This window comes from Vibrio sp. QJM3NY_21 (genome assembly GCF_057785975.1).
This window is the reverse complement of sequence record NZ_CM173514.1, coordinates 829,290-841,889: the sequence shown is the minus strand read 5'-3', so window position 1 is coordinate 841,889 and position 12,600 is coordinate 829,290. Positions and strand designations below refer to the sequence as shown.

Annotated in this window: 12 protein-coding genes; 3 read left to right on the top strand and 9 right to left on the bottom strand. The window is 44.8% G+C overall.

Annotation, left to right across the window (positions count from 1 at the left end):
* Window positions 1–2: 2 nt before the first annotated feature.
* Together AC3CID_RS19470 and AC3CID_RS19465 are read right to left on the bottom strand one after the other, a co-directional pair.
* The gene (locus tag AC3CID_RS19470; RefSeq protein WP_171328638.1) at window positions 3–1,187 is read right to left on the bottom strand and encodes an amino acid aminotransferase; all 1,185 of its coding nucleotides are present in this window, start codon (window positions 1,185–1,187) and stop codon (window positions 3–5) included.
* A gap of 186 nt (window positions 1,188–1,373) precedes the next feature.
* Window positions 1,374–2,234: an AraC family transcriptional regulator gene (locus AC3CID_RS19465; RefSeq protein WP_488527956.1), complete on the bottom strand. Its 861-nt coding sequence runs from the start codon at window positions 2,232–2,234 to the stop codon at window positions 1,374–1,376.
* A gap of 90 nt (window positions 2,235–2,324) precedes the next feature.
* Between AC3CID_RS19465 and AC3CID_RS19460 the strand changes: the two genes are divergently transcribed.
* Window positions 2,325–3,752, top strand: coding sequence for an MATE family efflux transporter (locus tag AC3CID_RS19460; RefSeq protein ID WP_473578233.1), 1,428 nt, complete (start codon window positions 2,325–2,327; stop codon window positions 3,750–3,752).
* 165 nt (window positions 3,753–3,917) lie between these two features.
* Here the strand turns inward: AC3CID_RS19460 and nrdG are convergent, their stop codons facing one another.
* Window positions 3,918–4,388 carry an anaerobic ribonucleoside-triphosphate reductase-activating protein gene (gene nrdG, locus AC3CID_RS19455; protein WP_017632438.1) on the bottom strand — a complete coding sequence of 157 codons (471 nt, stop codon included), beginning with the start codon at window positions 4,386–4,388 and terminating at the stop codon, window positions 3,918–3,920.
* 124 nt (window positions 4,389–4,512) lie between these two features.
* On the bottom strand, window positions 4,513–6,633 hold the full coding sequence (gene nrdD, locus AC3CID_RS19450; protein WP_248386904.1) for an anaerobic ribonucleoside-triphosphate reductase: 2,121 nt from the start codon (window positions 6,631–6,633) through the stop codon (window positions 4,513–4,515).
* A gap of 303 nt (window positions 6,634–6,936) precedes the next feature.
* Between nrdD and AC3CID_RS19445 the strand changes: the two genes are divergently transcribed.
* Window positions 6,937–7,812 (top strand): endonuclease/exonuclease/phosphatase family protein, encoded by an 876-nt coding sequence (locus AC3CID_RS19445; RefSeq protein WP_488527955.1) that lies wholly within the window; start codon window positions 6,937–6,939, stop codon window positions 7,810–7,812.
* Window positions 7,813–7,930: 118 nt separating this feature from the next.
* On the opposite strand, the gene AC3CID_RS19440 is transcribed toward AC3CID_RS19445, so the two are convergent.
* The 5 genes from AC3CID_RS19440 to AC3CID_RS19420 all read right to left on the bottom strand — a co-directional run bounded on the left by AC3CID_RS19440 (window position 7,931) and on the right by AC3CID_RS19420 (window position 12,003).
* Window positions 7,931–8,362: a DUF6691 family protein gene (locus tag AC3CID_RS19440; RefSeq protein WP_488527954.1), complete on the bottom strand. Its 432-nt coding sequence runs from the start codon at window positions 8,360–8,362 to the stop codon at window positions 7,931–7,933.
* Window positions 8,362–8,841, bottom strand: a complete 480-nt coding sequence (locus tag AC3CID_RS19435; RefSeq protein ID WP_488527953.1) for a YeeE/YedE family protein — start codon at window positions 8,839–8,841, stop codon at window positions 8,362–8,364. Before AC3CID_RS19435 ends, AC3CID_RS19440 begins: the two co-directional genes overlap by 1 nt.
* Window positions 8,842–9,086: 245 nt before the next feature.
* Window positions 9,087–10,319 (bottom strand): glycosyltransferase family 4 protein, encoded by a 1,233-nt coding sequence (locus AC3CID_RS19430; RefSeq protein ID WP_488527952.1) that lies wholly within the window; start codon window positions 10,317–10,319, stop codon window positions 9,087–9,089.
* 99 nt (window positions 10,320–10,418) lie between these two features.
* Complete coding sequence (locus AC3CID_RS19425) at window positions 10,419–10,883, bottom strand: GNAT family N-acetyltransferase (protein WP_488527996.1); 465 nt, start codon at window positions 10,881–10,883, stop codon at window positions 10,419–10,421.
* 22 nt (window positions 10,884–10,905) lie between these two features.
* Window positions 10,906–12,003, bottom strand: a complete 1,098-nt coding sequence (locus AC3CID_RS19420) for a beta-ketoacyl-ACP synthase 3 (RefSeq protein ID WP_488527995.1) — start codon at window positions 12,001–12,003, stop codon at window positions 10,906–10,908.
* A gap of 122 nt (window positions 12,004–12,125) precedes the next feature.
* Between AC3CID_RS19420 and trxC the strand changes: the two genes are divergently transcribed.
* Entirely contained in the window at window positions 12,126–12,560 is a 435-nt protein-coding gene (gene trxC, locus AC3CID_RS19415) for a thioredoxin TrxC (RefSeq protein WP_488527951.1), read from the top strand.
* The last annotated feature ends 40 nt before the right edge of the window (window positions 12,561–12,600 follow it).

The following is a 12,600-nucleotide window of genomic DNA, read 5'->3' as shown; positions in this document are numbered from 1 at the left end:
TTCTATTTCGAAACGTTAGCTATCGCTTTAGCTACATAAGGAATATGGGATTCAGAAAGGCCTGCGATATTGATGCGTCCGTCACCAACACCATAGACTCCATATTCTTCACGTAATTGATTCATTTGAGTTTCTTTAAAGCCTAGTACACTAAACATACCTTTATGGCTTTCAATGAAGTCAAAGTGTGACGTGTTGTAAGTATTTCGCAATTCATCACATAAACTTTGGCGCAGATTTAACAAACGTTGCTGCATTTCACTCAACTCTTGCTTCCAAATCTTCGTTAGCTCTTGATTCTGAAGAATTGTTTTAACCAGAGCAGCACCGTGATCAGGCGGCATAGTGTAAGTTGAACGAGCCAGCGTAAGAAGCTTGCCTCTTGCGTTGCCAACGTGTTCGCTGTTCTTACCGATAACGATCGCAGCACCCGTTCTTTCACGATACAAACCGAAGTTCTTCGAGCAAGATGTTGTGATCAGCATTTCTTCAACGTTGTTAGCCATGTGTTGAAGACCTTTTGCATCTTCTTCTAGGCCGTCACCAAAGCCTTGATAGGCAATATCAACGAACGGTAAGAAACCATTTTTCTGAGATAGTTTGGTGATTTCCTGCCACGCTTCAAAGTTGATATCAGCACCCGTTGGGTTATGGCAGCAACCGTGAAGTAGTACAACGTCTGATGGACCCGCTGTTGATAGGTCTTCCATCATTCTTGCAACATCAACTTGCTTCGTTTCAGGACTGAAGTAATTGTAGTATCGAACTTTTAAGCCTGCCGCTTCCATTACCGGTTTGTGGTTAACGTAGCTTGGGTTTGAAATCCAAACCGTGGTGTCTGGTTGAGAAACTTTCATTAAGTCACCCAACATACGAAGTGCACCACTTGCACCCGGTGTTTGAATCGCGGCAACACGATCCATTGCAGAAGTCCCTTTAAGCAGCAGATCAACCATGCTCTGGTTAAACTCTTCACAGCCTGCTAGGCCAACGTAAGCTTTGGTTTTCTGAGTATCGACAACAATGTCTTGAGCCATAGAAACGGCTTTCATGATCGGTGTTTCGCCTTGGTCGTTTTTGTAAACGCCAATGCCTAAATCGACTTTGTCAGTACGAGGATCGCCGCGGTAAGCGACAGAAAGAGATAAAATTGGATCTAAAGTTGGTTTTGGTAGATGTGAAAACATGAAAGTCACAACCCTTTGAAATTCAAGTATTGAATTTCACGTTAACATTTTCGTACTAAAATCAGAAACATTTTTTAATAGAAGAGCTTAGTTACCATAAGTAATCAGAGATTGGTCATTTTAAGCCAAGATAAAGTGAATATTTCGGGTGTTTAATGACCAATCACAAAATAAACGGGCTTATTGTTAAGTCTTTTGTGACGACTTCAATGAAGCGCTCTGTTTGAATTGCCTTGGTGTCATTCCCGACCACGCCTTAAATCGGGTACTGAAGTTAGCCGCATTGGGGTAGCCAACTATCTCACCGATATGTTGAATCGACCAATCACTCGACCTAAGCAATCGCGCCGCGTACTCCATTCTCATGCGCATAATGTGAGTCATAGGGCTATGAGAATAATAACGTTGGCACAAGCGATGGAAATGCGGCTCTGAGCATGGAAATAAGTTCGCGAGTTCATGAACGTTCCACTCTTTGTGAAGCTGCTTTTGTACGTTGTCGAACACGCGTCTTAAGCGAATTAAATTTCGTGATTGCTGCTGCGGGACCGGCGCATTAATCATGAATTCTATTTGGGCAACGCTATGTATAGCAATCGCTCCACCCAAATCGACGGGTAAGGCAATGCTTCTCAATAGAGTGTGAATGCACGACGAGACGACTTCTGCTGCCGGAGACAGCGTATAACTCACTTCATCACTGACGACATTTTCCCATTGTTTATCAGGCGAGAGAAAGATCCACGCGATCTGCCATGTTTCTTCTTCAATACCAAAGCCATTCTCAATACCTGCTGGAACCGTAATGCACGAGCCCGGTTCTAGAATATAGCGACATCCTTCGCTTTCGAGCCAACCCTTACCTCTCACGGTATACAACAGCATGTGTTTCTGTTGATTCTTGCGATAGACAGAAAAAAAGTCTCGACATGACGCCGTCCCACACTGAACGATACCGAGCTCTTCAAATGCCAAGACATGGGTTTGATCGACAAACTCTTGATGCGTCTTGTCTGAAATCTCATATCGTTCTTGTTTCTCAATCATTCCACTGCTAGCTCATTCAGGTTGCCAGACCACTAAAGTAGATAGTTTGGCAAAAGTTTGTGATGAACAGGAACAATACAGACAAAACAAATGCCGATAAACTTCTCACATATTCACTGGAGGGGAAATGCGATGCTCTCGACATATCGTCATTTAGACAAAGAATTTTGGCAAAAATTATTGCACATCGGTTTACCAGTCTCGTTGCAAACCATGTTGTTTTCACTGCTTGGCGTGGTCGATATTTTTATGGTCAATCAGCTTGGTGATTCTGCAACCGCCGCGGTTGGCGTTGGCAACCGTATCTTCTTCTTCAACTTGATCATGGTGTCGGGGATTAGTGGAGCCGTGAGCGTGCTAGCTTCGCAATATTTTGGCGCGGGAGATTTCAACGGAATTCGACGCACACTAGCGCAATCATGGGCACTGTCGATCTTTGCCATCATCCCCTTTGTGTTCATCTATACATTGGTTCCTGAATCAGTGGTGTCTGTAGTGGCCTCAGACCCTGATTACGTCCGATTGGCAACGGATTACCTTTGGATAACAGGAGCCAGCCTTATTGGTACCGCGATAGTAGTGCCACTAGAAAGCGCACTGCGATCGGTCGGCGAAGCCAAGCTACCTACCAAGATCAGCATCTGGGCAATTTTCATCAATGCGATTCTCAATGCATTGCTGATCTTCGGTTTATTTGGCTTTCCTGAACTGGGTGTGGTTGGCGCGGCAATTGGTACTACGGTTTCTCGATTCTTTCAAACGATTGCGCTGCTTATCATGGCGAAGAAACACTACGCTCACCTATTCCCGACACTAAGCAGTTGGCGTGATGCAATATTGCCTAAGCATAGAAAGAAGTATTTCAAGATAGCGATTCCTATGTTGGTTCATGACACTGCATGGGCTGGCGGAATTCTTATTTATAACGTTATTGTTGGTCAGATGGGCGTTGGCGAGCTTGCGATCATTTCACTGTTATCACCAGTAGAAAGCATCTTGATCTCGGCGTTCATGGGCTTTGCCGTTTCTGCTTCGATCATTTTAGGCAACGAGATCGGCGCAAAGAACTATCAACGTGTTGAGAATACCGCTTGGGGATATGTTTTGGTCAGCTGTGGGCTTGCGGCTCTGTTAGCCTTGATGTGCTGGTTTGCTAAACCCGCGATCGTGTACATGATCGAGCTTACACACTTAGAGTTCAAAGACACGGCCGTCAACGTTACCTTAGTCATGGCACTCGGCATGATACTGAGAGTCTTCAATATGGTTGGCATTGGCGGCGTGCTGAAAAGTGGTGGAGACATCAACTACAGCATCTTCATCGACCTGTTTGGCCAATGGGCGATTGGTATTCCCCTTGCCTACTTTACTGCGCTAGTGTTGGGTTGGCCGTTAGAATGGGTTTTGATGATTGTGTTACTCGAAGAGCTAGCCAAAATAGTTCTGACGAGCCAACGGATTCAATCTAAGAAATGGATAAACAACCTAATCGACGAGCCTGAGCATATTCCTATTTAGACAGGCGCCAAACCGACACTGACGTTCGGGCGATAGATTAAAAAGAACTCACACCCAAGGGCTGATTTGTAGCATTACGCTAATGATGAAGCCCTTTTTTCTATTTGCGAGTGTATTGTTGTTACGAGAGTCCTGAATCAGAACAAATCTTATAAGTCAGTAAAGCTATAAGTCAGTAAATCGATGGATGATTTGGTTTGAACTACCACGCCAATCTAACATTGGATCCGCTTTATCTTGCTCGAAGCGACCATCAATCAAAGTATCTACGTATTCAAGCACTTGCTTCTGTTTATCATCGAGTTCGTCGAGTTCATAGCCAGTCCACATCCAAATGTCTTTGCCTTCGCACTCCGCTTTTACACGCTGAACGAGCTTAAGCACTTCAGACACGTTCGCCGGATGCATTGGATCGCCACCAGAAAGCGATAAGCCACGACGTTTGATCCGCGGATCGTTCAGATCAGCAATAATTTGGTCTTGGAGTTCTTGAGTAAACAGATGCCCAGAGTCCAACCTTTGCGTCGACTGGTTATAACACCCGCGACACTGGTGCACACAACCCGACACAAACAAAGTGCATCGTGTTCCTGGGCCGTTTACAACGTCGATTGGGTGATATTGATGATAATTCATAAGGCAGTATTGAAAACTCGTGATTGCTTAATGGTTTAACTTGAAAGTAGCGAGAAGTGAAACAAATGAATTGGTATCGACATTGAGCCGATACCAATCTTATTTCTAATGCTCTTAGGCCTGACTAAAGATGCTTCACGCGGCGTTTAACTTCTTCTTGTTTACCGAAATTAAACGGTCGTGCATCAGGACTACCAAGGTAACCACATACGCGGCGCGTTACCGACACTTTGGTTGAGTCATGGTTGCCACACTTAGGACATGTAAAGCCTTTACTTGTACAGTCAAACTCACCGTTGTAGCCACATTCGTAGCACTCATCAATTGGCGTGTTGGTGCCGTAGTAAGGAACACGTGTGTAGCTGTAGTCCCATACGTTTTCTAGCGCTTCGATGTTCTTCTGCATGTTCGGGAATTCGCCGTAACAGATGAAACCACCGCTAGAGATTTCTGGATAAGGCATCTCGAAATCGATCTTGTCGTATGGGTTCACTTTCTTCTGTACGTCTAAGTGGAAGCTGTTGGTGTAGTAACCACGGTCTGTTACGCCATCAATCACACCAAACTCTTTGGTATCGATGCTGCAGAAACGGCTACATAGGTTTTCACTCGGTGTGCCGTATAGGCTGAACGCGTAACCCGTTTCTTTTGTCCAAAATTCCACTTCACGTTTCATGTACTCCACCAGCTCAAGCGCTTTAGCACGCATTTCGCCATCGTCGTACAGGTGAACGTCAGTGCCGTAAAGTGCTGTCATCGCTTCATGGATACCAATGTAACCAAGAGAAACAGACGCACGGCCATTCTTGAAGATATCGGCGATAGAGTCGTCTGCTTTCAAGCGAACGCCACACGCACCTTCCATGTATAGGATTGGCGCAACACGCGCTTTCACGTTTTCTAGACGAGAAATACGAGTTTCTAGAGCACGACGAGCCAGCTTCAGTTTTTCATCAAGCAGCTCGTAGAACTTAGTCATATCTTGTTTTGCGTTAATCGCGATACGTGGCAAGTTCAAGCTAACTACACCTAAGTTGTTACGTCCTTCATGAATCAACTCACCGTTTTCTTCGTAAGTATTCAAGAAGCTACGGCAACCCATCGGCGTTTTAAATGACCCTGTCACTTCTACGACCTTGTCGTAGTTAAGAATATCTGGGTACATACGCTTAGACGCACACTCAAGCGCTAATTGCTTGATGTCGTAGTTTGGATCTTGCTTCTGGTGGTTCAAGCCATCTTTGATTGCAAATACCAGTTTAGGGAATACCGCTGTTTTGCGGTTCTTACCCAAACCTGCAATACGGTTCTTCAAGATAGATTGCTGGATAAGTTTCGAACCCCAGCTTTCGCCAAGACCAAAACCAAACGTGACGAATGGTGTTTGACCATTAGCGGTGTGAAGTGTGTTTACTTCGTATTCCAGAGATTGGAACGCGTCGTAACACTCTTTCTCGGTACGAGAGATAGCGAAAGCTTCTGGGCTATGAATGTCCCACTCTTTTGCTAGCGATAAGTGCTTCTCGTAACTCGCCATTACGTAAGGTTCTAGAACCTCATCGATACGGTTGATCGTTGTGCCGCCGTAAATATGGCTTGCCACTTGTGCGATGATCTGCGCGGTTACCGCTGTCGCCGTAGAAATAGACTTAGGTGTGTCGATTTCCGCGTTACCCATCTTGAAGCCATGCGTTAACATGCCTTTCAGATCGATAAGCATACAGTTAAACATTGGGAAGAACGGTGCGTAATCTAAATCGTGGTAGTGAATGTCACCACATTCGTGAGCTTGTACGATGTCACGCGGCAAAATGTGAGTTTTCGCATAGTGTTTAGCCACGATACCCGCCAGCAAATCACGCTGAGTTGGGATAACTTTACCGTCTTTGTTGGCATTCTCATTGATCAGATCAACATTGCTTTCTTCGATTAAACCTTCGATTTCACGCGTTAAAGCGCTTTGCTTTTCACGTGCGATGTCGCGGTCATGACGATATTCAATGTAAGCACGAGCCAAAGACTTATAAGGTCCCTGCATTAGCTCGTTCTCGACCATGGTTTGAATTTCAGAGATATGAACTTCATCGTAGTCTTCGAGCTTCAACTCAACTGCTAATGCCACATTCAGAGCATAAATAGCAATTTCCTTATCGGCTTTGTCTGATGCTGCTTCCACTGCAGCTTGGATGCGATCTCTACTGAATGGAGCTCTTGAGCCATCACGCTTGATTACGATTGATTTCACCACTTCTCCTTACTCTTGAGGTATTCACAGACTTATCCACAAACACACTATATAGAGCGATTTATCGTTTAACTAACACTAGATATTGTGGCGTATTTAACGAGAACCACCAACTTTGAGTATTGATTTGGATCAATAAAACGCGCACGCTGAACAAGATAAATCCAATATTATTACGTGAGTTCTCAAGTCGAAAAGAAACAATGTAACAATAAAAAAACTGCTAAAAAGAGTTGAATTTTCGGTAAGTGTTGTAGGATAACGGCTCAACTATATTGGACGACAAAATTAGGGATATTTGGAATGAAACGACTTCAAAAGTGGGTAATGCTAGGTTGCTTACTCAGTAGCCACGTATTTGCTGAACCTTTGACCATATCCAGTTGGAATATCGAATGGTTATCAACCAATGTGGCTGTGAATAAGTTTTCTGCCCAACGTGATCAAGCGGATTTCGATAAACTCGAACAGTATTTCCGATCCTTAGATGCGGATGTCGTTGCTTTTCAAGAAGTCGATGACATAAATGCCATTCAGCGCATCGCGGGCGATCAATATGAAATCTTGATGTCTGATCGTTCATTGCCAAAAAACAGTAACCGACAATTCAAAGAAGTGAACCAATATACGGGCTTCGCGGTGCGTAAGGGAATCGCTCTCACTGACTACGCTGACTTTCCTCTGGAAACGAGTGCCAACAGCAAGCTTAGGTTTGCTAGCTATATGGTTGTAGAAACAAATACAAAGCCAATTCACATGTTGTCAGTGCATTTAAAGGCGGGTTGCAGCGGCGCGTATAAATCTAACCGTGACTGTTCAAGGCTCAAAGGCCAAGCTCAACAATTGAATAAATGGATACAGCAAAGAGAACGTAAAAGCGAAGACTACGCGATTCTGGGCGACTTTAACCACAACCTCTCCTATACAAGAGATTGGATGTGGAAAGATATGACGCAAAACACCGATGCTCAATTGGCAACAAGAAAAACTCGAGCAGATTGTAAGGTTCGCTCAAATCGTAATAACCACCGCACGCACCAGTTCCGTTCAGTAATAGACCATATTGTGGTAAGCAAGTCCTTAGATGCTACTCCTGCGAAGCAAAAGGTATTTGAAACGCAAGATGTGTTGGACTACAAACTCAGTGACCACTGCCCAGTTTCAACGACTATTAAATAGTAGATAGAGATATAAAAAGAGGCTGACTGGCTTTCTAATTAAAGCGAGTCAGCCTCTATGCTTGGTCAGCTCAGAAAGAATAACGTCAAAGCCAATGTAATCAGCTATAAGCTTACTACTAACAGGTTTTGTTCGTACGACCCGCCAGCCACATTCCCACCAGCATGCTGACCATAAACACCCATACCGTCGGGTTGCCGCCACTTAGGCTGGTTACCGCAGGGCCAGGGCAAAAGCCTGCAATCCCCCAGCCTAAGCCAAACGCTGTTGAACCTAGAATCAACTTTCTGTCGATTAGTGGATTATTACGGCTATCTAACGACTCACCATTGATCGCTTTAGTACGCTTTTTAATGACCAGATGATAAAACGGAGCGAAGACCAACAGCGCGCCGCCCATGACGAATGCCAAACTAATGTCCCAGTTACCGGTCATGTCTAAAAAGCCGAGTACCTTCTCAGGATCAACCATGCCTGAAATGATCATTCCTGACCCAAACAGAACACCTGCGACCAAACCGATAACGATAGTAAATGAAGCGTTTTTCATTATGCCCCCAAGCCAATCAGGTTCTTGATAAACACGGTTACAATTGCCACACCCATAAACACACAGGTAGCAACAATAGATCGTTTAGACAGGCGTGCCATTCCCACAATGCCGTGGCCGCTAGTACAACCGTTCGCTGTTTTAGTACCAAAGCCGACCAAAAGACCGGCAATAATCACTAAAGCAAGATTCATCTCTTCTAACTGTGGAAGTTGGTAACCCGTCGGAATCAATAGCCAACCACTTGCGACCATTCCCACAACAAAGGCGATGCGCCAGTGCTTTTCGGTCTTCTCAACGTTGTTGTCCGAACCTGATTGAGAAGCCTTACTTGCACTATTGTTCGCACCTAATGGCAATAGTCGACTAACAATGCCGCTAATTCCTGCTACTCGCCCTATTCCTAACATAAGAATAATGGCCGACGCGCCTAACAACATGCCACCGAACAATGCATCCCAAGGTATTAAACTCACCACCGACCTCTCCTATCTAACAACGTGAATCTAACTCGTTACTGCTTAAATTTAACTCGTCGCAACTTTAAATTAGACTTTACTAATAAACTTAGATTAGAGTTTACTAATAAATATGAATTAGTCAATGCTAATGTATTGCTAGTATGTTTCGGTTTGTAAGTCTGGAATTAATAAGCGTCCTGCATGAAAAAAGCCCCTAGGCGTTAACCTAAGGGCTTATGATTTGATTCGGTTTATTGTGTCTGTTACTTAGTCTTGTTTTTTTCAGCTATCCACTGCGACATATACTTGGTGCTCGCCATGCTGTGGTGCTTAAGCATCGAACCAAAGAAGTTATCCAGTCGATGAGATTCAAGATCAGACTCTAACGCAGTTAATCGCTCAATCAATGTGTCGCCGAGTTGATTCTGATCGTAGTGCGCTTCAAGGATTGAATGACATTGGCTTTGTGCTTTAAGCCACTTCTCTTCATCGTTATAAAGAGCAACAGCTTGTTCAACAAACTCGTCAATATCGTCAGCCACCGCGCCCGGCCATTGCAAATCACCTTGCGGCAACATGCCTTCACTACCAATTTCACTGGTCACGTTTGGAGTTTGAAGCTTCATCGCATCAAGCAACTTACCTTTAATGCCCGCACCAAAACGCAGTGGCGCGACACACACACGTGCCTGTTCCATCACTTCTTGAGCGTCTTTAGCCCAACCTTTGATATGGAAACCGGTTTTAGGGTTGTGCAAAGCCGTTGCTTTCGGCGGCGGGTAAGATCCGTAAATATGAAGTTCAGTGTCAGGTAACTGCTTGCGAATCTTCGGCCAAATCTTTTGTAACTGAAGCACTGCATCCCAGTTCGGTGCGTGTCTAAAATTACCTATCGTCATGAAATGCTTACGTTCTTCAAAGCTTTTCGTGCTTTCAGGTAGAGTATTAAGATCAACCATGAACGGCAAGTGATGAAGCAGTTTAGGATCGATATTGAACTCAGATTGAAGCAGATCCATCTCGTAACTTGAAATGATCAACGAAAGATCACAGCGCAGAATCGCAGCAATTTCACGTTTCGCTAAGTCACTGTACAAATGCGCTTTGGTCAGTTCAGTCTCTTTCTTAACTGTTTCATGGCGCGCGTTACGTAGGAACTGTAAGTCTTCCGTATCCAGTAACTTAAATGCATTCGGGCACACTTTTTCCACGCGCCAACCAAACTGCTCTTCCATCATGAAACGGTCAAACATCACGACATCGGGTTGCAGCTCTTCGATGTACTGGTCAAAGCTATCGCAATTTAACTGTATGGATTGGCTCGAGATGCCCTCTTCAGAGAGATCGATCATGTGCTCGGTTTCTTGAGCTGGCGTTGCAAATTCAACGGACCAACCTTGTCTCTTGAACAGACGTAAAAGAGACATCATATGGCTGCCAGCTGCCGATGAATTCGGTTCTGGCCAAACGTAGCCAATTGCTAAAACTTTTTTCAAAACACTTCCTAAGAAATAACAAAAGGGACTGTAGAAGTCCCTAATTAAACGTAAGTCGATTTATACCGCTGATTATAATTAGTTCTAAAAACTCAGCGATCAGATTCGCTCACCTACATTGCGAGCGATCATAAGTACTTCATCAGCTGAGTACAGGTTTGAAATCGTGGTTTCGACTTCTGCACCCAACGTAGACTGATAAAGCTTTTGTGCAAAGTTGTCTGCTCTGGTGGTCACTAGCACGTGTTTGAGTGTCGAGCCTTGATCCGCCAAATGCTGTTTTACCTGCGGCAGGGAATCTAGAATCAGCGTTTTACCCAATCCTTGCCCCTGCGCGCTTGGTAACACGGCAAGTTGCTCTAGTTCTAAAACAGCTTCTGGTCTAAACCCGCTTTTCTGAACCCAGATGATGTAACCCACGATCTCGCCATCGCTTTCAGCAACAAAGTTAAGAAAGCGTGGTGAAGCGTTCAAGTTACATTGTAACCAATTTCTAGAGTGCTGTTGTCGAACAAAAGTAGCTTTGTGAACTAAAGCCGCCCCATCGAGGTCGGCTTCTGTCATAAAACGAACTTGCGCCATGCTGCTACTCGTTCTCAGAATTGGGACGCGTTTTACAGTGTAAAATGGCTCTTTCTAGAAGCTCTAAAGCAGATTTGTCGGCTTCTGGAAGCTTAGCATCTGATTGACCTAGCGGCTCAACACGGCTACCCCATTTAATATGGCCAGCCCCCCACGTTAAACCGGCACCAAATGCCGCTACAAGAATGTTGTCGTTAGGCTTAACGAAACCTTGCTCTAGCGATTCACACAATGCGATTGGTACAGTCGCAGCGGATGTGTTGCCGTAATTTTGGATGTTAACAAACGCTTTATCGCGATCGATACCCGCCATATCACACAGAGTTTGAATGATTCGGATGTTCGCTTGGTGCGGAATCACAACGTCAATGTTGTCGGTTGAGATACCAGTGCGGCTCAATACTGTGTGTGCCGCTGCACCCATGCCTTTCACTGCACGTTTGAAGATCTCTTTACCAACGAAGTCAAAGTCCCAGTAACCGTTGTCAGCAGCAAAGCGGTCCATAGACGTACCGAATTTTGGTACCGCTAGAATATCGCGGCCTTCGGCGTCACAACCGATCTGAGCTTCTTGTAAGCCAACTTGTTCTTCGGTGCGAGATAGAACCACAGCGCCAGCGCCGTCACCGAAAAGAACTGCAGTGTCACGCTTGGTCCAATCAATGAAGAATGACAGACGCTCAGCACCCACAACGATGGCGTTGCGGTAATTACCAGCCTGAATCAGTCGAGTCGCCGTTTCGACACCGTAAATGAAGCCAGTACACGCTGCGTTAAGATCGAAAGCCGCTGCACTCTTAATGCCTAAGTTCTGTTGAACCTTAGATGCGGTATTTGGAATAAGGGAGTCTGGGCTGCACGTCGCGATGATCACGAGGTCGATATCTTCGGCTGTTAGGCCAGCACACGCCATGGCATGTTTCGCTGCAATAGTCGCTAGCTCAGAGGTATTTACATGACTGATACGACGGTTTTCGATACCAGTTCGAGTTCGAATCCACTCGTCAGACGTATCAATGAAAGTGCTTAAATCATCATTGGACAGCACGGCTGGTGGCAGACACTTTCCCCAGCCAGTAATTTCGGCGTAAAATTTTGTCATCATTTACCTGTTTATTGTTTGTTTTTATTTAAGTATCGTATTCTAGTTTTAAACAGTATAAGCGCTCCGTGCGTGATTCGTAAATCGCGTTAGCAACGGAGTTACAATAAAAAGAGAAAGTTATGTCTACATTCAACACACGATGCCCTTCTTGTAATGGCATAAACCGCGTTCCTTCAGAAAGAATTTCAGAAAGCCCAACTTGTGGTAAATGCAAAAACGCATTACTAGATGGCGCGCCAATTGAAGGCACATCATTGAATTTCCAATCTATTTTGAACAGTTCACAGCCTGTGGTTGTCGATTTCTGGGCAACATGGTGCAACCCATGTGTTGGCTTTGCGCCAGTGTTCAGTGACGTTGCTAAAGAGCGTTCGGGAGATGTTCGATTCGTTAAGATTGATACTGAAGCTCAGCAGCAGCTTGCCGCGATGTACCAAATCAGAAGTATTCCGACGGTGATGGTGTTTAAAGATGGCAAACGTGTCGATACGATTAACGGTGCGTTACCAAAAGGCCAATTTGATCAATGGCTTAATCAAGCGCTGGCCAAGTAGACCCGTATTTTATATCGCTTTTGATTTAGCTTGTGCTTGA

What these genes read in the sequence shown, in the direction of transcription:
- AC3CID_RS19470 (WP_171328638.1), bottom strand. Translation starts at nt 1,187, where the DNA reads ATGTTTTCACATCTACCAAAACCAACTTTAGATCCAATTTTATCTCTT.
- AC3CID_RS19465 (WP_488527956.1), bottom strand. Translation starts at nt 2,234, where the DNA reads ATGATTGAGAAACAAGAACGATATGAGATTTCAGACAAGACGCATCAA.
- AC3CID_RS19460 (WP_473578233.1), top strand. Translation starts at nt 2,325, where the DNA reads ATGCCGATAAACTTCTCACATATTCACTGGAGGGGAAATGCGATGCTC.
- nrdG (WP_017632438.1), bottom strand. Translation starts at nt 4,388, where the DNA reads ATGAATTATCATCAATATCACCCAATCGACGTTGTAAACGGCCCAGGA.
- AC3CID_RS19445 (WP_488527955.1), top strand. Translation starts at nt 6,937, where the DNA reads ATGAAACGACTTCAAAAGTGGGTAATGCTAGGTTGCTTACTCAGTAGC.
- AC3CID_RS19440 (WP_488527954.1), bottom strand. Translation starts at nt 8,362, where the DNA reads ATGAAAAACGCTTCATTTACTATCGTTATCGGTTTGGTCGCAGGTGTT.
- AC3CID_RS19425 (WP_488527996.1), bottom strand. Translation starts at nt 10,883, where the DNA reads ATGACAGAAGCCGACCTCGATGGGGCGGCTTTAGTTCACAAAGCTACT.
- AC3CID_RS19420 (WP_488527995.1), bottom strand. Translation starts at nt 12,003, where the DNA reads ATGACAAAATTTTACGCCGAAATTACTGGCTGGGGAAAGTGTCTGCCA.
- trxC (WP_488527951.1), top strand. Translation starts at nt 12,126, where the DNA reads ATGTCTACATTCAACACACGATGCCCTTCTTGTAATGGCATAAACCGC.